This is a genomic window from Lonsdalea populi (assembly GCF_015999465.1).
GTDB lineage: Bacteria > Pseudomonadota > Gammaproteobacteria > Enterobacterales > Enterobacteriaceae > Lonsdalea > Lonsdalea populi.
Genome location: NZ_CP065534.1, coordinates 1,962,875 through 1,983,590, shown reverse-complemented (window position 1 = coordinate 1,983,590; position 20,716 = coordinate 1,962,875). Strand labels below are relative to the sequence as shown.

Here is a 20,716-nt window from a genome sequence, read left to right as displayed (position 1 = left end):
GGGGACTGATCTGTGTGCAAGTGGCTGAAAATCAGTAAACGCCACTTGATACTAAAAGCAGGGGCCGGCGGGCGTCAATAAAGCGGGCGACTGAAAGGTCGAAGATGATTGAGACTACGCGGGAAACGGTGGGTCTCAAGAAATCGCACGGGAGGGGGAAAACCGCCCCCCTAACCCGGTAGGGATGATGGAGTAATTAGGGCGGCGGAGGCGGGTTACCGGCGGGGGCCTCTACGGGGTCGACTTTGCCTGGCACCATGATCGAACGGGTGACGGCTTCCAGTGTAACGAATGTATGCCCGCAATTGACGTTGGTACATTGGTGGTAGCGCTCCTTGGCGCCATCCGACAGATATCGGCTGGAACGCGCATGGGCGGCATGGTGGCATAAAGGGCAATGCATCATGGTGGTATCTCCTTAAACAGATTCATCTATTCAACATATCTTTTATGGTGAAATTTTCCGTTTGAATTTGCAAATAAATTTCGAAAAAAATAAATTCATATCTTCGTATTTTTCGGTGAATTATATGTAATATATTGTTTTTAAGAAATAAAGTTACTTACCCCTCGTGAAGAGTAACTCGGTGTTGTGACTTAAATAATTCACATTATGAGTTTTTCTCTGCTTGGGTCTAAAAAGAGCAGGTATTGGTTTGGTGCTTTCATTGGCGGAGCGCGTTGGATATCATCTGCGCGCTACGTCACGGAATCCGTCTGGACAGCAAATTTATTATGGTCGGGCTGTTTTACTGTCGGAAATATTTGTTTACAGTGTAAGCCCAGGTTAACAGCCCGAAGAAGAGTTATTGGAGACTAAGCGTGACAGGTTCCACCCCCTTAGACGTTCGCCAGCTCATTAACGAACGCCCCCTCGGCGCCTATCAAAAGCTGATTATCATCCTTTCATTCTGCATTATTGCATTGGACGGTATGGATATCGCCATCATGGGCTTTATCGGTCCTTCGCTCAAAGCAGCGTGGGGAATTGGCAACGCTGAGCTGGCAATTGTCATCAGCGCGGCATTGGTGGGGCTGGCTCTGGGGGCCATGATTTCTGGACCTCTGGCCGACTGGCGTGGACGCAAAGTGGTCATCATCAGCAGCGTATTCCTATTCGGCTTATGGACGCTGTTAGCAGCGTTCTCCCAAAATGTACAGCACCTGGTAATTTTCCGCTTCCTGACCGGGCTGGGGCTGGGGGCCGCTATGCCCAACGTAGGAACGCTGGTTGCGGAATATGCGCCGGAAAAAAAACGCTCGTTTATCATCACCATCGTGTTTTGCGGCTTTAGCGTGGGCGCGGCGGCGGGTGGGTTTGCCGCTTCCTGGCTGATCCCAAAGTGGGGCTGGCATACGGTTCTTATCATGGGAGGCATTTTGCCGCTGCTGCTGCTGCCGTTTTTGGTGGTCAAACTGCCTGAGTCCGTCAGATTTCTGGTGACCAAACGCGCGAATTCTGAACGCATTCACCGCATCGTCGACAAAATTGCGCCGGGTGTTAGCCAACTCGGCACTCGGTTCGCTATGCCTGCTGAAAACAAAAAAGCGTTGTTCGCCATGCGGTTAGTGCTGTCTAAAGAGTACCGTTTTGGCAGTTTCATGCTGTGGGGCGGCTATTTCCTCGGGTTGTTTATGGTGTACTTGTTAGGCAGTTGGCTACCTACTGTGATCAAAGAGGCGGGGATGACGGTCACTCAGGCGACGGTCATCACCGCTTTGTATCAGTTCGGCGGCGCTTTCGGCTCGCTGTTCGCCGGTTGGCTAATGGATCGTATCAATCCGCATCTGGCCCTTGGCGTTATCTATGCGGTGGGCGGTGTGGCGACGGCGCTGATCGGGCTGTCGGAATCCTATTTTGTTTTACTGGCTTTGCTGGCATCGTTCAGTGGTTTTTGCCTTAACGGCGCGAATACCGGCATGAATGCGCTTTCCGCACGTTTCTATCCGACGATCGCGCGTGCGACTGGTTCGGGATGGATGCACGGCGTTGGGCGGATGGGCGCCATCATAAGCGCATTTGCCGGTGCACAGGTGCTGGGCATGGAATGGAGCTTCGGTGTGATGTTTGCTGTTCTGGCACTACCGGCTTTTCTGACGGCCTTGATGATTTTGGCGAAAGGTCAGTTTGTCTGTCGTCATCGTTCCGTCGCTTTCATTCATTGAACCTCAGCAGTATTGTCTTGAGCGCCAGGGTGGAGGTGGCCGGGAACCAGACGCTGGAGAACCGGTGCAGGTATTGTTTATCCTGCTGCTCCAAGCTTTTTCCTGGTCCTCATTTCTTTATCGCATAATAGCATCACACCTGCGGGATATGATATCGCACCACTATTGACCCCGTAAGATAAGCAATGGAACTTCAATATGTGAAGTTATCATGTGATAAAGGCGCGCACGGTATCAATTATTTCCTAAAATTAAATAGGTGTGTAGCTACTTTATATTCATTTTTGCCATGCTCTGGTTCGAAATTATATTATCAGCTACTGCTTGGTGAATGTTTTCAGTACAGGGATTGGTAATATGATCAGCGGGATAAGCATGAATATAAGACAATAAAAAAGGTGTTTTTTTATCCGGTTTAATGAGCGGAAGTTTTTTTCAGAGGGTTTGAGAAATAAAAGGGGAGGGGTTGATGAAATATCAATACTCCCATTTCTTATGCTTCTGATAACATTGCGCATTGCGTGAATTCCCTGTTTTTTTAGGTGAAAAACGGAATATCACCAATAGAGGTAATGAGGCGGGAGTGTCAGTTTTTCATCAAATGACCAACCCAGAGAATCCCAAATAGCCTTTAATAGCCTTTAATAGCCTTTAGTAGGAATCGTCATCTGGTCAATAGACATCAAGTAGAAATGGAACTATTTTTAATGGGTCGTATAAAGAAAATAGATTCATTAACCTCTACGTCGATGATGATAAATGTCGTAAATGGCGGCAAGTGAATGTAGTCGACCAAGATTATACCTTGTCTGCAACATTCAGCCATTAAGGGATGCCGTGGGGGATCTTGTCTAAATGGAGTGCTGCTCGAACCAGGCTTTGAACCATTGAATGTCGCCGCTATCCTGTAGCGCCTGTTGGAAGTCTTCCGTTTCTACCGCACCATGAGCCAGATCGGCAATCAACGATATCGCTGCTTGCATCTCGTCAGGACGGATTTGAGATATTAACGTCATATCCGCAATCAGCCTGATTCTGGCCAGTGTCAATTCTTGGTTTTTGAGATGTTCCACAATAGTCTGCCTGTTTTTATGACTGTATTTATATACAGTATTTTATAGAATGCTATATTCGTCAACCCATAACTGTCCACGGGGTTTCAGAGGCGGCTTCTTACAGCTAAAGACGGGATCTATGATTATAACACATTGATTAAAAATGAATCGTTACATCGTTTATCCTTGTGAAGCTTGAAAAGCCGGGTTTGCGGTCGAATGCGGCAATTTTTTCAATTAGTAAGTAAGTTAACTGAGCCTTTGCACTGGAATTTTGGATAAAAGGCCTCATTATTTTCATGCTGGGAAGGGATAAAATTGTAATATCATCAGACGCCGCATGATTTTTCTTCGACAATTGCAGCGGTGACGGTTTTTAGGGCGGTTAAGACATACAACGCATCTATTTCCATGCTCAAGAGGTGTTTTTGAACAGAGAAAGTAATACCACAGCAACGGTGTCTATGCTGGGGCGAATCCTGTCAAGCTATGGGGTAAAAACACAAAAGGAATTGAGCGAAGCAACAGGCATTCCGGCAAATACCATTAGCAATTGGGTTCAGCGAGGCAGTATCCCCGGCAATATTATCCTCAAATGCGCGCTTGATAATGGCGTCGATGCGGGGTGGTTGGTGACCGGCGAATTTATCGATACGCCTGAGATGCTGCATCAAGACGTGAACCTTAAGGGCAAAGCGCTCTATGATCAGATTTTGGCTTCAGGCGGCCGAGCGGTGTTACGGCGTATGCTTGATGCCTATGGCTTTAGCACGCAAAAAGAGCTCGGTGAGCTGCTGGATATTGCGCCAGGCACTATCAGCACCTGGATCCGTCGTGATTTCTTTCCGGGTGACGTTGTGGTGGCGTGCGCGCTGGATACTGGGGTATCGCTGGAGTGGTTGGCGATAGGTAAAGGATCTCCCCACCATATAGGACATCACGATGCAAACGACACGGGAGATACCGTTCTGGTGCCGCGGAAGACGCTCAAGGCCGGTAAATTGCAGGAGTCATGTGACTGGAAAGCGGATAACGCATTCTTACCTGCTGGCGTGCATTCACCTCTCCTCGTGGAAGGGACTACGGCGTCATGGCTGGTGGACACCGGCGTGTCCTGCCTGGGGAACGGACGCTGGCTGCTAGACATAGACGGCAGAAACGACATCTATGACGTTTCTCTGCTGCCGGGGAAGAAGATCTCCGTTACCGGCAACGCTGCTCAGTTTCAGTGCGGCGCGGATGAAGTTTCGCCAGTAGGGCTGGTACTGCTCACGATCACCCGTAATGCTTGACGGAGTGAAGCGTCTATCGTTTCGCTCTGCCTCACGCAATTGAAATGGTTATCCATTGGCTGGAGCGGGATTAACAAAGGAGCTTAGCGTGTAAGTGGGAGGTGTGTTCGCCGCATCTTAGCCGCAGTGCCTGGTGATTTTTCCGCCTTGGCTTGTGATGCAGTAGGGGCCATAGCGGGTCGTTACATATCTCGATACTCTTTTGCCGGGTGCCAGAACCCGTCGATAAAATCTTCAATGGGATAGCATCCACCATTTCGAATACGTTGCTCACTCATGGTTTTCAGACATTGTGTTTCTGTCTCATAAACGCCCGCAACCAGGTCTTCACAACTCCCGCCCAAATAGCAGACAAAAATCACCAATGCGAACATGCGATGTCTTCCTCTTGGTATGACTGAGAGCTTAAGATCTAACAGGCTAACGCAGGAAGTGTAGTTGAAAATGCGGGAAAAAGGGGATGCCGGATCAGCATCCCAGACGTGATGAGGTTAGTCGCCATAAGGCACGGCGCTGGCGCCATCGCGGACCAACTCGCGGGGTAGCGTATTTTTAAATCGGCTACCTATCCGTTTAGCTATCCCTAAAGGCGCATTGCGCCAAATCAGCAGAGCTTCACTGACATCGGGCATTGCTTCGGGATACACATCCTTTCCCTGAAACCAGGCTTGGGCCTCTGCGGCATTCAGTTCAAATGCTGCCGAGGCGATCTTATTTCCTAACGCGACAATGGCTTCATGCTGCCAGCGATAGCCTTTGGCGAAGCGCTCGGCTAGCTTGATACCCACTCTTGAAAAGCGGACTTTTCCGAGCAATGGCGTTAACGCGTTAGGGAATAGCCAGATTTCATCATCGCGTTGCCACAGTTGAAGCTGGTCTTCACTCCACTCTATTCCCTGCTGGCGAGCTGCGGCAATCAACGATTGCGCCACTTTGCCATGCAGCGGACTAAACGGGAATTTGCCCGTTTTGAAGCCGGGATGCGGCAAGGAAGCTATGCTGGCGGTTTTTCTCAGGCGTGCGACGAAGAACCCTTCGCTATCAAAAATCTGAGGGAATACGTGCAAAAAACCGTCCTCTGTCGCAGCCTTATGTGCCGTATGGAACAGCTTGCCTAAAGATTCAATCTCACAAGCGTCCGGGAATTGTGCCAATAGCCAGTGGCAAACATCTTGGTTTTCCTGGTGGTTGAGTGTGCAGGTGGAGTAAATCAGCGCTCCTCCGGGCTTTAACGCATGGAACGCGCTCACGATCAGCTCGCGCTGGGTTGCAGCGATGCTCGCGATGCTTTCCAGCGACCAATGACTCATCGCCGCGGGATCTTTTCTGACCACGCCTTCGCCCGAGCAGGGGGCATCCAGCAGTACTGCGTCAAAGCTTTCCGGCAACGCGCCGCCGAATACGCGTCCGTCGAAATGCGTCAGAGCGGTATTACTGACGCCGCATCGGTGCAAATTGGCATGCAACACTTTGACCCGGCTGGCCGCGTACTCGTTAGCGACGATGCCGCCCTCATTATTCATCAATGCGGCGATTTGCGTCGTTTTGGACCCGGGAGCTGCTGCCACATCCAGCACGCGTTGCGGCTGAGAACCGTTAGAGAACAGGGCGCTGACGGGCAGCATCGAGCTGGCCTCCTGGATATAAAACAATCCAGCGAGGTGTTCAAGCGTATTGCCGAGCCGCACGACTTCTTCGTCCGCATTCGAAATCCAAAATCCTGTATCACACCAGGGAATGGGTTCCAGCTTCCACCCGTGAGCGGAGGCAAATGCGCAGAAGTCCGTTACGCTAATTTTGAGGGTATTAACCCGGATACTGCGCCGCAGAGGTCGTTGGCAGGCCGCAACGAAGTCATCCATGGACAGATGGCCTGGCATGATGCGCTGAGTCGCATCGATAAATTCGGCTGAGAGCGTTGCTGGTATGTGTTTGGCCACTGGCAATTTCCGTTAGGGCAAAAGCAAAGCGCGGATTTTAGCATAAAAGTTATGACAAGCCGTCCCGGGGACGGCCTTTATAGCCTGGACGCTGCACGCGCGAGGCCGCTGGGACTCCAATTGGTGTCTGTTGGGAAGTAAGACTATCTCAAATTCTGCCGGAACTGCATTTGTTGATTTTATGCTAGTGAAGAAATCTAGTAGCATCCTGGCCTATATACTTATTTAATGGCACGTTGGTGTAAGCCATCGGGCAGTTTGGAAAGATAATCTTACCGTATGATGAAAAAACAAGAATTTTACGAAGAGTTGGTGAGGGATTTGTCGTCACTGATCGCGGGTGAAAACCGTTTTATTACTATACTGGCAAACAGCAGCGCCTTGCTGTTCGAACGCCTCGAACACGTAAACTGGGCCGGTTTTTACCTGCTTGAGCGGGACACGTTGTTCCTTGGCCCGTTTCAGGGGCGCGTCGCTTGCGTTCGCATTCCAGCGGGTAAAGGCGTGTGTGGTCGGGCGATGACGGAAAAACAGGTACAGCGGGTGGGGGACGTTCACTCATTTCCCGGCCATATCGCCTGTGATGCGGCAAGCAATGCAGAAATCGTATTGCCGCTGGTGGTCAATGGACAACTCATTGGCGTACTGGACATTGATAGCCCGGAATATCAGCGGTTTGATGCCGATGATGAAGCTGGGTTAAGGGCCGTTGTCTCAACGCTGAATACTCAACTGGCGAACAGTGATGTACTTAGTTTCATCAATTCTCTCAGTTGAGACACGGATAACGTAGCAATTGCCGATAGCGTCATTATAATGACGCCTGTTCATGCCTGCGCCGGTTGGCGAACCCGTTGTAATCAGGAAATTTCATGGAAAATCAACCTAAGTTGAAGAGTAGTAAAGAAGTCATCGCTTATCTGGCAGAGCATTTCCCGCTCTGTTTCTCTCTCGAAGGCGAAGCTCGGCCGTTAAAAATCGGTATTTTTCAGGATCTGGTCACCCGCGTGCCCGAGTCCGACAACATCAGTAAAACGCAGTTGCGTTCAGCATTGAGGCTTTATACCTCTAGCTGGCGTTATCTGTATGGCATCAAGCTGGGAGCCCAGCGTGTCGATCTGGACGGTTCGTCTTGCGGAGAACTGGAAGAGCAGCACGTAGAACATGCGCGCAAACAGTTGGAAGAAGCGAAAGCCCGTGTACAGGCACGTCGTACCGAACAGCAGGCGAAAAAACGGGCCGAACGGGGGGATGTCGCCGAACCCGTGCGTAAGCGTCCTTCCGCCGGTAAAAATGCGCCCCGCCGCGACAACGCCGCTTCCACCGCACGTAAGACACGCCAGGCTTCTTCCCGTACAGCGCAGACTTCTTTATCGGATCAATCGCACCAGCCTCGACAGGCTGTGACGGATATTTCCAGCCTGCATATCGGCCAGGAAATCAAAGTCAGAGCGGGCAAAAGTGCCATGGATGCCACTGTGCTTGAAGTCGCCAAAGATGGAGTCAGAGTTCAGTTGGCTTCAGGAATGGCGATGATCGTACGCGCAGAACACTTGCAGTTCTGATACGGAGGCCAACCTCGGCATGAACAAATTCGTAAAATCGACCGTGTTGGGCTGTCTTCTATTGGCGGGCAGCAGCTATGCTAATGAGAACATCACGCGGGTCGATCAGATTCCACAATTGCAGCCGGAAGCGCAGGATGCCACAGTCAGCGAGCGCGTCTCGTCACGGTTTTTGCGTTCTCATTACCGGCAATTCATGCTGGATGAGCAGTTCTCAGATAAAATTTTCGCTCGCTACCTCAACATGCTCGACTACAGCCATAACGTGCTGCTGGCGTCAGATGTAGCGCAGTTCGACAAGCGGAAAGGTCAGCTAGGTCAAGACCTGAACAACGGTCGATTAGACTTGCCTTATGCGTTGTATAACCTGGCGCAGAAACGCCGTTTTGAGCGCTATCAGTATGCATTATCGCTGCTGAACAAACCGATAAACCTCACAGGCAATGATTACATTGACCTCGATCGAGATAAAGCGCCGTGGCCGCAATCGCAGGATGAGCTAAATCGTCTCTGGGATGCAAAGGTCAAATTCGACTGGCTCAGTCTGAAACTGACGGAAAAAAGCGATAGCGAGGTCAAGGATATCCTGACTAAGCGCTATCAGGCTTCTCTTCGTCGTCTGGTTCAGACCAACAGCGAAGACGTTTTCCAGTTGGTGATGAACTCGCTCGCGCGTGAAATCGACCCGCATACCAGCTATCTCTCCCCGCGCAATACCGAACAGTTCAATACGGAAATGAGCCTGTCTCTTGAAGGCATCGGCGCCGTATTGCAAATGGATGAAGACTACGCCGTAATCAATTCCATGGTGCCGGGCGGCCCTGCCATGAAAAGTAAGAGAATTGTGGTTGGCGACAAGATTGTCGCTGTCGGTCAGACGGGAAAACCCATGGTAGACGTTATCGGATGGCGGTTGGACGATGTCGTCGCGTTGATCAAGGGACCAAAAGGCAGCAAGGTGCGCCTTGAGATCCTCCCGGCCGGCAAGGGCACGAAAGCTAAAACGGTCACGCTGACGCGTGAGCGTATCCGGCTTGAAGATCGCGCGGTCAAAATGACCATCAAACATGCCGGTCAGGACAAAGTCGGCGTGCTGGATATCCCCGGTTTTTACGTGGGCCTGACTGACGATGTGAAAGTTCAGCTCCAGAAACTGGAAGCTGAGAACGTCAGCAGCGTTATCATCGACCTGCGCGGCAACGGCGGTGGTGCGCTGACCGAAGCCGTCAGCCTGTCCGGACTGTTTATTCCGAGCGGTCCCGTAGTGCAAATTCGTGATAATAACGGGAAGATCCGTGAAGATAGCGATACCGATGCTACCCTGTATTATAAAGGCCCGTTGGTGGTATTGGTCGATCGCTTTAGCGCCTCAGCGTCGGAAATCTTTGCCGCCGCGATGCAGGATTACGGACGCGCATTGATTGTGGGCGAACCGACCTTTGGCAAAGGCACGGTGCAGCAATATCGGTCGCTGAATCGTATTTATGACCAGATGCTGCGTCCGGAATGGCCGGCACTTGGCTCGGTGCAGTACACCATCCAGAAGTTCTATCGTATCGATGGCGGCAGCACCCAGCGTAAAGGTGTTACGCCTGACATCATCATGCCAACAGGGCTGGAAACCATTGAGACCGGAGAGCAATTCGAGGATAACGCGTTGCCGTGGGACAGCATCAAGCCGGCTGATTACGCCAAAATGGGGGATTTCACCTCGCTGCTGCCGGTCCTGAAGACGAATTACGACCAGCGTATCGCTAAAGATCCGGAGTTCCAATACATCCAACAGGATGTTGCCCGATTCAAGGCGCTCAAAGACAAACGCGATCGTGTTTCTCTGAATCTGGTTCAACGTCAGAAAGAGAATAACGATGATGAAGCCATTCGTCTGCAGCGAATCAATGAGCGTTTGACCCGTCAGGGCAAGCCGACGTTAAAGACCTTAGATACCTTGCCCAAGGATTATCAGGAACCGGATCCCTATCTGGATCAGACGGTGCAGATCGCTGAAGATTTAGCTCAGCAACAGCAGATTAAATGATGATCCCCGCAGTATGAGTAACAGGCCCCGGCATCGTCAGCCGGGGCCTGTTTGTTTCTATCACTGTTTTATTTCACCTACCTATCCTTGCTTTGACATGCGTCAAACGCCAATCTGCTGACTGAAATATATTAAGAATTATTCTTACTTGTCTTTTTATCTCAAGAAGACAGCTGTGTCAGCACACTCCCGTATCGCCGGGACAGATTGGAGGTCTGCGGATGACCTTACGTATTCAAACACTACTCGATATTCCTCTTAATACTCATGGCGTGGTCGCGCGCATTCGGCTTGCAGACGAACAGCAGCAACGCTTAATGGAGCTGGGGATCTGCATCGGACGAGACGTCCGGGTGATTCAACGTGAAGCGAACCAGCCGTTGATGCTGGCCGCTGGCGACAGCCGAATCGCCATCAACTGGGATATGGGCAAACAGGTGTGGGTGTCGTCACAGCAGTCAGGAAGGAGCGCATAACATGTCAGAAGAAACGCTGACCGCGGGAACGCGCTGGAAAGTCTTGGGATATCAAAAAGGTGCTGCGGATTACCGTAAGCGCTTACTGGCGCTTGGCGTCACCCCGGGCGTCGAATTTTGGGTATCGCGTGTGGCTCCGCTGGGAGACCCCATCGAACTGCGTGTGCGAGGCTCCGCCATCAGCGTGCGTAAAAAAGAAGCTAAAATCATGATCTTGGAACAGTGTTAATGCTGCTCAGCGAGCAAGGATGTTATGGATACGCAATCCGTTATATGTGTCGTAGGCAATCCCAACTGCGGTAAAACCACGCTTTTCAACGCATTAACTGGGAGCAAACAGACGGTCGGCAACTGGCCGGGCGTGACGGTTGAAAAAAAAGTCGGCGAATGCCTTCTTAAGAACCGTCAGATAACCTTGGTGGATCTGCCGGGTGTCTACTCGCTCAACCCGGCTTCCGAAAGTTCGGAAGATGAACGCGTCGCGCGGGATTACATTCTGACTGGTAAAGCCCAACTGGTGTTGAATATTGTCGATGCCTCCAATCTGGAGCGCAATTTGTACCTCACTTCACAGCTATTGGACATGAAGGTGCCGGTGGTCGTGGCGGTGAACATGATGGACATCGCCATGTCCCGCAAGTTGGACATCAACGTGGAAGTGCTGCGAAGCGCGTTGGGCTGTCCGGTCACCGCAATTACCGCGACGCAGAAGCGGGGGATAGACGTGCTGAAGGAAATGTGCCAGGAAGCGCTGGACCATCCTGAGGTTCCTCCGGTTGGTGTTCCTTACGATCCGCCATTGCATGAGGCGGCACTGTCGATAGCCGAGCTGCTAAAACGCCAATCGTCAACGGTGAACGCCTACTGGTCGGCGCTCCAACTGCTGGAGCGCGATATCACCGTGCGCAGTCAAATCCCGGTTGATGTACTCGCGGCGGCCGATGAAAAGGTTGCAGTGCTGGAAGAGCAATACGGCGATGAACTGGATATCTTCCTAGCGGATGCCCGTTATCGTTTCGTCGCGTCGATTGCCCACCATGTGGTGGTCCGTCGTGGCGAGGTGTCGGCCACGTTGACTGATAAAATTGACCGGATTGTTCTGCACCGTTTTCTGGGGATCCCGATTTTCCTGCTGATGATGTACCTGATGTTTATCTTCACCATCAACATTGGCAGCGCCTTCATCGACTTCTTCGACAAATTGTCTGAAACGATTTTTGTCAAAGGATTCGGCGAACTCTTGCTGGCGCTTCATAGTCCCGAATGGCTTAAGACGTTGCTTGCCGATGGGGTAGGCTCCGGGATTCAGACCGTATCGACCTTTATTCCGGTGATTGCCTGCTTGTACCTATTCCTGTCCTATCTGGAAGACTCCGGATATATGGCGCGAGCCGCATTTGTTATGGATCGCCTCATGCGCAGTATCGGGCTGCCGGGTAAAGCCTTCGTGCCGCTGATCGTCGGTTTCGGCTGTAACGTGCCTGCCGTGATGGCGACGCGCACAATGGAAAAACACAGCGACAGAATCGTCACGGTGATGATGGCACCCTTCATGTCCTGCGGCGCACGTTTGCCGGTGTATGTGCTGTTCGCGACGGCGTTATTCACCCAGGGCGGGCAGAATCTGGTCTTCGGTCTTTACCTGATTGGTATTGCCGCTGCTATCGGCACGGGATTTCTGCTGAAAAAGACTGCGCTGCAAGGCGATGCCTCGTCTTTTGTCATGGAAATCCCGCCCTACCACTTACCCGGCCTGAACAGCGTGATGGTCAGAACCTGGGAGCGCCTGAAGGGCTTTGTACTGCGGGCTGGCAAAATGATTGTCGTGGTGGTCACGGTGCTGAGCTTCTTCAATTCGCTGGGGACAGACGGCACTTTTGGCAACCAGGATACCCAGAAATCAGTCCTCTCGGCGATTGGTCAGGAGATTGTACCGGTATTCAAACCTATGGGGATCTCGCAGGAAAACTGGCCGGCGGCCGTCGGTGTATTTACGGGCATTTTTGCCAAAGAAGCGGTCGTCGGTACGTTGGATTCACTTTACGGCACGATGGCAAGCCAGCAAAGTGGCACTGAGGGCGAAGAAGACGCGCCATTTAGCCTGTGGGGCGGTGTTCAAGAGGCGTTGGCGACGCTGCCGGAAAACGTCGGCAAGCTCGGCGACGCGTTACTTAATCCGCTTGGAATCGACATTGGCGATCTCAGTGATACGGCGGCCGTCGCAAAGGACAATGAGTTTTCCGTGACCTCACTGACGGTGATTACTCAACTGTTCGATGGCCGATTAGGCGCATTCAGCTATTTGCTGATGGTGCTGCTTTACGTGCCCTGTATTGCGGCCGTTTCCGCGATTTGGCGCGAGGTGGGGACCGGCTGGACATTGTTCTGCGTCGTCTGGACGACAGAACTGGGCTATGGCGCCGCCGTGTTGGTGTATCAGGTGGGCCGCTTTGCTCAACACCCGCTGTACTCGATGGCCGCAATTGCCGGAGTTGTCGTGATGTGGAGCGTGACGGCGCTATTGCTGCGTCGTCGTAGTTTATCGCAGCAGCGGCTGGCGCAGGATGCGCAATAACCCGGCTTCAGTTAATGAGTCTCAAGAGAGTAACGCATGACCTTAATAGAGTTACGTGATTTCGTTCGCGCAAAACATAAAGTCTCGGTACATGACATTAGCGCCGCATTCCATATCGAACCCGGCGTGATTGACGGCATGATGGCGATTTGGGTTAGAAAAGGGTTGGTTCGCTTCCACGCGGTGGCTGTGAGCACTCAATGCGGCAGTTGCTGTTCTTGTGACAAAAGTCTCAGCCAGTATTATGAGTGGCTGGAGACGCCCTCCAAGTTCGCATCGCGCTGATTGCCCCTATCTCATCTCCCGCTGGGTCTCCGCCAGGTTTAGCGGGATTTTCCTGTTTCTTTTTTGTTATGTAAACGTACCTCTTACGTTATTTCTCGCGGCGGTTTTGCTACATGCATTCTCACCTGCGTCTCCTTTTCCGGCGTGCTGCGGCTTCGGCGGCGATTTATAGGCTATCGTTATGTAGCGAAACTAATAAAAACTGATGTGACGCAATATCTACCCGGAGAGCCCTATTCATAATGTAACCTGCGATCCATCCAAGGGAGTTAAAGATGGAAAAATTACTCGATCGTTTTTTGAACTACGTATCCTATGATACCCAATCCAAATCCGGCGTCCGGCAGGTGCCGAGCACCGAAGGGCAATGGAAGCTGGCACATCTCTTACAGCAAGAGCTGACCGCCTTGGGATTGGAGCAGGTAACGGTCGGAAAATATGGATGTGTTACCGCGACGCTGCCGAGCAATGTCGCCTGGTCTGTGCCCACCATCGGTTTTATCGCCCATATGGACACCTCCCCGGATTACACCGCTAAACATGTGAATCCGCAGATCGTCGAAAACTACCGCGGCGGCGACATTGCGCTGGGCGTGGGCGAGGAGGTGCTGTCGCCGGTGATGTTCCCCGTGCTGCATCAACTGCTGGGGCATACGCTGATTACTACCGACGGTAAAACATTGCTGGGCGCTGACGACAAGGCCGGCATTGCCGAGATCATCACTGCAATAGCGCGGCTGAAAAAACGGCAGATCCCGCACGGCGATATTTGCATCGCCTTCACGCCGGATGAGGAAGTGGGCAAAGGCACCCAGTATTTCGATGTGGACGGCTTTGGAGCTGAGTGGGCATACACCGTGGATGGCGGTGGTATCGGCGAGCTGGAGTTCGAGAATTTCAACGCGGCTTCTGCGACGGTGAAAATCGTCGGCAACAACGTTCATCCCGGCAGCGCCAAGGGCGTGATGGTCAACGCGCTGACGTTAGCGACGCGTTTCCACCAGTGGGTTCCGGCCGACGAGTCTCCGGAACATACCGAAGGCTATCAGGGCTTCTATCACCTTCACAGCCTCAAAGGCACGGTCGAACGGGCTGAAATGAAATACATCATTCGCGACTTTGAACGCAGCGGATTCGAACAACGTAAAAAGACCCTGATGGATATCGCCGAAAAGGTCGGTGAAGGCCTTCATCCTGAGTGCTATATCGAACTGAGCATGACCGACAGCTATTACAACATGCGCGAGCAGGTTGAACAGCATCCGCATGTCATTGTTCTGGCGCAGCAGGCCATGCGCAAGTGCGGGATCGAGCCGGTGATGAAGCCGATTCGCGGCGGAACGGATGGCGCGCAGCTGTCGTTTCGTGGATTACCGTGCCCTAATCTGTTCACCGGCGGCTACAACTACCACGGCAAACATGAATTCGTCACGGTAGAGGGCATGGAAAGTGCCGTGTCCGTCATCATGAATATCGCCGAACTGTCCGCGAAGAACACGCTTGAATTATCCCCAATGAAACATCCTGCTGTGGTCAAGCTCTAAGCGCGTCTCTTGCGACGTCATGATTCTGCGTGCAAGAGGCTGAGGGATAGAAGCGACGCATCCCGACTTAGGGACGCGTTGCTGAATTGGCGTATCGGTGGTTAATCCGCGAAGTACCAGTAGCCGTTATTAACCAATGCGGTCAGCTCGGTGAGGAAGGACGGATCGTCCAACGCGCCCTCAAGCATTTCGCCGTCGATGACGTCATGTTCCGCCAACGCCGACAGCGCCCCTTGGTGTGGACTGTTTAACGGTTCGCCATTGATGAAACAGCGACCCTCCAGCCAGATCACGCGCAAACCGCCGAGTCGGCGCAGTGTTTCGCCCTGTTGCATCAACTCGTAGATTTCTCCTGATTGATAAGGGGGCTCCGGCGGCGACAAATCCAATTCGTGGCGCGCCTGGGAAATGAACTCGCCGAACCACAGCCGGAACGACTCCGGCTGCTGCACCAGATCCAGCATCATCTGCTGGAGGCGGTCCAGTTCTGCTGTTTGCACGATAGCCGGATGTTCGCGCGGCGTGATATCCGGATCGCTGTAGCGGTGACTGCCCAGCTCGCGCGCCAGCACGTAATCCGCAAAGCCGCTGACCAACTCTCGTGCGCTGGGCGCACGAAATCCTACGGAGTAGTTCATCGAATTTTCCAGCGCATAGCCTTCATGCGGGAACGCCGGCGGAATATACAGAATATCGCCCGGCAGCAGCTCTTCATCGATGATGGCCTCGAACGGCTCGACCTGCAGCAGGTCGGGATGCGGGCAGTGTTGCTTCATCGGCACCTTTTCGCCGACACGCCAGCGGCGCCGACCCGTGCCCTGAATAATGAAAACATCGTACTGATCGAGATGCGGCCCCACGCCGCCGCCGGGGACGGAGAATGAGATCATCAGGTCGTCGATACGCCAGTCGGGAAGATGGCGAAAAGGGCGCATCAACGCAGACGACGGCTCATGCCAATGATCTACCGCCTGCACCAGCAGCGACCAGTTGGTTTCACCGAGGTGATCGTAGCTGTCGAAGGGGCCGTGGCTGACGGCCCAGCGTCCGTCCTGATGACTGACCAGGCGGCTATCCACCTCGTTTTCCAGCGCCAGACCGGCCAGCTCGTCAGGGCTGAGGGGATCGACAAACGACGTAAAGCCGCCTTTGATCACCACAGGGCGTTTTTGCCAGTAGCGAGCCAGAAAATCCGGCCAGTCGAGATTAAGTTGGTAGTCCATCGTGCATTTCCATTATCAGAGGGCTGAAGGCGATTATAGCGGAACCGCCGTGACTGTGCGGACCTTTCAACGGTCGTTTTGATTGAGGTACTGACCACCAAAAATGGCTTCGACTTTGGCACCGCCCAAGGGGCTCTCGCCGATGATAATCTCTCCCTGATATTGCTCGATAATCTCTACCGCCACGGCGAGACCGATGCCTTGACCGGGACGCAACGTATCCGCGCGTTGGCCCCGCTGGAATATGACTTCGCGTTTGCTCTTCAGGATGCCGGGACCGTCGTCTTCAACGATCAAATGCAGCATGTGGCCGGAATACTGGGCGCTGATCTCGACGAATTCGAGACTGTATTTACAGGCGTTATCGAGGATATTGCCCATTACTTCCATAAAGTCATTTTTCTCGCCGATGAACGTGGTCTCTGGCGCGATATCGAGTGACAAAGAGACGCCTTTACGCTGATACACCTTATTGAGCGCGAAGCAAAGACCGTCCAGCATCGCAGGCACCGACTGAACTTCCCGGGTAATGCTGAGGTGATCCGTATGAACGCTGGCGCGATGCAGGTAATAGCCTATCTGCTGAGATATCCGACTAATCTGCGTCAGCATCACGGGCTCCGCCTGTTCGATGGTGAGCTCTTTGCCCGTGCGCAGGGACCGTAGTGTGGTTTGCAGCACGGCCAGCGGCGTTTTGAGACTGTGGGTCAGGTCTGTCAACGCGGTACGGTATTTGTGGTAGCGCTGTCGTTCGTTTTTCAGCAGGGTGTTTAGGTTGCGGACCAGGCTGTTCAGCTCCTGAGGCGGCCGCTCATCCAGATTCTCGCGACTGCCGTTTTCAAGTTCCTGTATCTGATTAGCCAGATTTTTAATTGGCCTCAAACTCCAGTGGGCCGCTAGCCACAGCAGGGGGAGCACCAGTAGAAGATGGGCGATAAAGACGTAGCGGAACCATTCCCAGACGACATCTGCCTGCTGCAACTCCTGCGGAACTCGGTCGACAACGACGATAGTCAACGGCGGCAGGCGATCGGTTGCAGGATAGACATTGACGGCCACAGAGTGTGTGAAGGGGGTTTTGTCTTCCGAATGATAACCGCGCAGGCGATCCTGAATGGCCGGGCTGCCTTGCAGCACGGCGTTGCTGGTGCCGGTGTCGGTATCCAGCTCATGATAATCGGTTTTCGTCAGCCACTCCGGCTTGAACTGCGACTCCAGCTCGGGCACCGCACGATCGCGCCACAGCAGTTTTCCGCCATGATCGTAAATGAACACCAGCGTTGGATAGTTAATATCGATTTCGGGCGGCGGGGCGATAGTCAGTCGATTTTCCCGCCACTGGATCAAACTGTAGAACAGGTTGCTTTCCCCTCGAAGTAGGCGGAAAGACGTTTTATCGAAGCTAACGCTGTAGCCGACAATGGCCACGCCACCGTAGGATAAGGTGAGCGCCAGTACGACGGCGGCGGTGGCGATTAAAAAACGAAAGCGCAACGATAGCGGTGATTTCTTGCTCATGTGTCAGTCCCGGCGGGCCTGAATATCGAAGCGATAGCCCTGACCGCGCACGGTCGTGATGACTTCATGTGAGTCGGCGGCCTGCAATTTTTTACGCAGACGCCCCATCAGGACATCAATGGTATGGCTTTCGCGTAACTCCGCGTCCGGGTAGAGTTGCAGCATCAGCGACTCTTTGCTGACGACTTTGCCGTGGTTGCGGATGAGCGTTTCGATAATCGTGTATTCGAAAGCGGTGAGTTTTATCGGTGAGCTGTTTACGAGCAGTTCACGTCGCGACAGGTCAACCTCGAATGGCGGCATGCTAATGACCTGAGACGCCAATCCGCTGTTACGACGCATCAAGGCCTGCACTCGCGCCATCACTTCTTCCAGATGAAAAGGTTTGGTCACATAGTCGTCGGCACCGGCTTCCAGCACGATAACTTTTTCTTGCCAGCTTTCGCGCGCGGTTAAGACCAGTATGGGTATTTTGACCTGCTGAGAACGCCAACGGCGAATCAGGCTGACGCCGTCTTCGTCGGGTAGACCAAGATCGACGACAGCGATATCCGGCGCATGTTCATGCAAAAAGTAGTTGGCTTCTTTAGCGTCTGCGGCGGCATCAACCTGGTGGCCCATTTCGTTCATCTGAACAGTTAAGTGATGACGTAAAAGAACGTTATCTTCGACGACCAGAATTCGCATAGTGTTTTTCCTATCAAAGGATGTTGATTAACCCGGCTTATCCGAAGATTGGCTGGCTTCGGATTGTCGGTTTAGCGGGCTTGATTGAAAAACACATTATTCACCAGGGCAATAAACTTAGGGTCAACAAACCGCGGGAATGGGGGAGAGAGGACAGGCGGAATGTGTTCCGCCTGTCCGATTGCCGGCTATTTAAGCTCATCGACCATTTTGACGGCGCGGCCGATATAGTTGGCAGGGGTCAAACCCTTCAGACGGACTTTCTCTTCCTCAGGCAGTTCCAGGCTATCGATAAAGGCTTTCATGCCTTCGGCATCTACGCGTTTACCGCGCGTCAGCTCCTTCAGTTTCTCATACGGTTTTTCGATGCCGTAGCGACGCATCACGGTCTGAATAGGTTCGGCAAGGACTTCCCAGTTGTGATCCAACTCATCCAGCAGACGGTCCCGGTTGACCTCCAGTTTACTGATGCCTTTGAGTGTAGATTGATAGGCAATCAGCGCATAGCCTAAACCCACGCCCAGGTTACGTAGCACGGTGGAGTCTGTCAGGTCGCGCTGCCAGCGAGAGATCGGCAGTTTGGTGGACAGGTGGCCGAGCACGGCATTCGCCAATCCCAGATTTCCTTCGGAGTTTTCGAAGTCGATCGGGTTCACTTTATGCGGCATGGTGGACGAGCCGATTTCGCCGGCGATGGTCTTCTGTTTGAAGTGATTAAGCGCCACATAGCCCCACACATCGCGATCGAAGTCGATCAGAATGGTATTGAAGCGGGTGACGCAATCGAACAGCTCGGCGATATAGTCATGTGGTTCAATCTGCGTGGTGTACGGGTTCCATGTGATGCCGAGCGACGTAACGAACTCTTCGCTAAAGGTATGCCAGTCGACGTCCGGGTAAGCGACCATATGCGCGTTATAGTTGCCGACCGCGCCGTTGATTTTGCCCATCACTTCCACCCGCTGTAACTGGCGGAATTGGCGCTCCATGCGGTAGGCCACGTTTGCAAACTCTTTACCGAGGGTGGATGGGGTGGCGGGCTGGCCGTGCGTCCTCGAAAGCAGCGGGATATCGCGGTATTCCTGAGCCAGCGCGCCGATAGCGTCAATGGTTTGGCGCCAGAACGGCAGCACCACGTCGCGTCGCGCCGTTTCCAGCATAAGGGCGTGAGACAGGTTATTGATATCTTCAGACGTGCAGGCGAAATGGATAAATTCGTTAACCGCCTGAAGGGCTGGTACGGCGGCCACTTTTTCCTTCAGGAAATACTCGACGGCTTTGACGTCATGGTTAGTGGTGCGTTCGATGGTTTTAATGCGGGCGGCATCTTCAATGCTGAATTCAGCGACGATGTTATCGAGGTAAGCGTTTGCGTCGGCATCAAATGAAGGAACTTCTTTGATCGCTGCACAGGAGGCCAGCTTTTGCAGCCACCGTACTTCAACCTGCACCCGGAATTTCAGCAGGCCATATTCGCTGAAAATGGTGCGCAGGGCGCTGACTTTATCGCCGTAGCGTCCATCAATAGGGGAAACGGCGGTCAGTGAGGTTAATTCCATCGCGAGCAACTCCTGGGATCGTTTTTAATAAAAGACAAAAGCGTGGCTACAAGTATCTCATGATGGCGAACGAACCGGAATCGTCGTCCGCCGGCCTGTCTATTGGTCGCGGCAACGCGACAAAATCTGCCGTGCCTGTTTCACCAACGCGGCGCGGGAAAACATAAGCTGCAGGCGTCCTCCACCAATTTGCTGCCAGAGTACGGCGGCGCGCATGCCCGCCAGCAAAATGGCGCGCACTTTGGCCTGGACCTGCGCATTTTTCAGGACTTCCTGTGAGCCGGTGACCTGAATGCGCGGTCCCAGTGGACTGATGACGTCCACGTAGATACCTGCCAGCACGTTAATCATCGGGTCGGATAATAATTCATAGTGTTCCAACTGGCGGTCTAGCTGGTCGACACGGTTGCCGAGTTCATTGAGGGCATTGCCGTTTTTGTGCAAACGACGTTCCAGCGCCATGAGGCTTAAGGTATAGCGGGACTGGTCGGCACCGATTTTTTCGCGCGACGACGAACTGAGGATGCCCAGCAGGGTTTCAACGCCCAGCTTCAGATTGTTCTCGTCGTTACCAAAAATCTCCAGCGTGCTGGCCGCTTTCATTACCAGAACGCTGTTGAGCGACGTCTGCAACGCCGCCTGCTGGCAGGTCCCCGTCGTCGCAAGCTGCTGCACCAAACTGGCCGATTGGCAAATGCCTGCCAGCGCCAGCGTAATGTCGTAATAGTTTTTGGCCACGGTGGCTCCTGTCATTCTTAGTGCTCCATGACGTCGGGGACGTCAGGAGCGTGCT

Annotated in this window: 19 protein-coding genes; 10 read left to right on the top strand and 9 right to left on the bottom strand. The window is 52.9% G+C overall.

Features of this window, described 5'->3' with window-relative positions; translation table 11 throughout:
• Positions 1-196: 196 nt before the first annotated feature.
• A complete protein-coding gene (locus I6N93_RS08660; protein WP_085686376.1) occupies positions 197-406 on the bottom strand; it encodes an ogr/Delta-like zinc finger family protein in 210 nt (69 codons plus the stop codon).
• A 416-nt stretch (positions 407-822) separates the two neighbouring features.
• On the opposite strand from I6N93_RS08660, the gene I6N93_RS08655 reads away from it, so the two are divergent.
• Entirely contained in the window at positions 823-2,166 is a 1,344-nt protein-coding gene (locus I6N93_RS08655) for an MFS transporter (protein ID WP_085686374.1), read from the top strand.
• Between the two features lie 851 nt (positions 2,167-3,017).
• Here the strand turns inward: I6N93_RS08655 and I6N93_RS08650 are convergent.
• Positions 3,018-3,182, bottom strand: coding sequence for a hypothetical protein (locus I6N93_RS08650; RefSeq protein WP_232099972.1), 165 nt, complete (start codon positions 3,180-3,182; stop codon positions 3,018-3,020).
• A gap of 503 nt (positions 3,183-3,685) precedes the next feature.
• Between I6N93_RS08650 and I6N93_RS08645 the strand changes: the two genes are divergently transcribed.
• The gene (locus tag I6N93_RS08645) at positions 3,686-4,513 is read left to right on the top strand and encodes a helix-turn-helix domain-containing protein (RefSeq protein ID WP_085686370.1); all 828 of its coding nucleotides are present in this window, start codon (positions 3,686-3,688) and stop codon (positions 4,511-4,513) included.
• A gap of 182 nt (positions 4,514-4,695) precedes the next feature.
• On the opposite strand, the gene I6N93_RS08640 is transcribed toward I6N93_RS08645, so the two are convergent.
• Both I6N93_RS08640 and rsmF read right to left on the bottom strand, forming a co-directional pair.
• Positions 4,696-4,887 carry a YdfD/YebW family protein gene (locus I6N93_RS08640; protein WP_085686369.1) on the bottom strand — a complete coding sequence of 64 codons (192 nt, stop codon included), beginning with the start codon at positions 4,885-4,887 and terminating at the stop codon, positions 4,696-4,698.
• A 117-nt stretch (positions 4,888-5,004) separates the two neighbouring features.
• Complete coding sequence (gene rsmF, locus I6N93_RS08635; protein WP_085686367.1) at positions 5,005-6,453, bottom strand: 16S rRNA (cytosine(1407)-C(5))-methyltransferase RsmF; 1,449 nt, start codon at positions 6,451-6,453, stop codon at positions 5,005-5,007.
• 282 nt (positions 6,454-6,735) lie between these two features.
• Between rsmF and I6N93_RS08630 the strand changes: the two genes are divergently transcribed.
• From I6N93_RS08630 to pepT, 8 genes are all read left to right on the top strand, one after another.
• Entirely contained in the window at positions 6,736-7,230 is a 495-nt protein-coding gene (locus I6N93_RS08630; protein WP_085686544.1) for a GAF domain-containing protein, read from the top strand.
• Between the two features lie 95 nt (positions 7,231-7,325).
• Entirely contained in the window at positions 7,326-8,018 is a 693-nt protein-coding gene (proQ, locus tag I6N93_RS08625; protein WP_085686365.1) for an RNA chaperone ProQ, read from the top strand.
• Between the two features lie 19 nt (positions 8,019-8,037).
• Entirely contained in the window at positions 8,038-10,056 is a 2,019-nt protein-coding gene (gene prc, locus I6N93_RS08620) for a carboxy terminal-processing peptidase (RefSeq protein ID WP_085686363.1), read from the top strand.
• A 221-nt stretch (positions 10,057-10,277) separates the two neighbouring features.
• Entirely contained in the window at positions 10,278-10,532 is a 255-nt protein-coding gene (locus tag I6N93_RS08615) for a FeoA family protein (RefSeq protein ID WP_085686361.1), read from the top strand.
• 1 nt (position 10,533) lies between these two features.
• The gene (locus tag I6N93_RS08610) at positions 10,534-10,761 is read left to right on the top strand and encodes a FeoA family protein (RefSeq protein WP_085686359.1); all 228 of its coding nucleotides are present in this window, start codon (positions 10,534-10,536) and stop codon (positions 10,759-10,761) included.
• A 24-nt stretch (positions 10,762-10,785) separates the two neighbouring features.
• Complete coding sequence (gene feoB / locus I6N93_RS08605; RefSeq protein ID WP_085686357.1) at positions 10,786-13,107, top strand: Fe(2+) transporter permease subunit FeoB; 2,322 nt, start codon at positions 10,786-10,788, stop codon at positions 13,105-13,107.
• A gap of 36 nt (positions 13,108-13,143) precedes the next feature.
• Positions 13,144-13,392 carry a FeoC-like transcriptional regulator gene (locus tag I6N93_RS08600; protein ID WP_085686355.1) on the top strand — a complete coding sequence of 83 codons (249 nt, stop codon included), beginning with the start codon at positions 13,144-13,146 and terminating at the stop codon, positions 13,390-13,392.
• A gap of 275 nt (positions 13,393-13,667) precedes the next feature.
• A complete protein-coding gene (gene pepT / locus I6N93_RS08595) occupies positions 13,668-14,936 on the top strand; it encodes a peptidase T (RefSeq protein WP_085686353.1) in 1,269 nt (422 codons plus the stop codon).
• A 101-nt stretch (positions 14,937-15,037) separates the two neighbouring features.
• Here pepT and I6N93_RS08590 read toward each other — a convergent pair whose 3' ends face one another.
• The 5 genes from I6N93_RS08590 to hflD all read right to left on the bottom strand — a co-directional run bounded on the left by I6N93_RS08590 (position 15,038) and on the right by hflD (position 20,661).
• Entirely contained in the window at positions 15,038-16,159 is a 1,122-nt protein-coding gene (locus tag I6N93_RS08590; RefSeq protein ID WP_085686351.1) for a ribosomal protein uL16 3-hydroxylase, read from the bottom strand.
• A gap of 66 nt (positions 16,160-16,225) precedes the next feature.
• Positions 16,226-17,677 carry a two-component system sensor histidine kinase PhoQ gene (gene phoQ / locus I6N93_RS08585; protein WP_085686349.1) on the bottom strand — a complete coding sequence of 484 codons (1,452 nt, stop codon included), beginning with the start codon at positions 17,675-17,677 and terminating at the stop codon, positions 16,226-16,228.
• A 3-nt stretch (positions 17,678-17,680) separates the two neighbouring features.
• On the bottom strand, positions 17,681-18,364 hold the full coding sequence (phoP, locus tag I6N93_RS08580) for a two-component system response regulator PhoP (RefSeq protein WP_094107785.1): 684 nt from the start codon (positions 18,362-18,364) through the stop codon (positions 17,681-17,683).
• 188 nt (positions 18,365-18,552) lie between these two features.
• Positions 18,553-19,923, bottom strand: a complete 1,371-nt coding sequence (gene purB / locus I6N93_RS08575; protein WP_085687421.1) for an adenylosuccinate lyase — start codon at positions 19,921-19,923, stop codon at positions 18,553-18,555.
• Positions 19,924-20,022: 99 nt separating this feature from the next.
• On the bottom strand, positions 20,023-20,661 hold the full coding sequence (gene hflD, locus I6N93_RS08570; RefSeq protein ID WP_085687542.1) for a high frequency lysogenization protein HflD: 639 nt from the start codon (positions 20,659-20,661) through the stop codon (positions 20,023-20,025).
• Positions 20,662-20,716 lie beyond the last annotated feature (55 nt).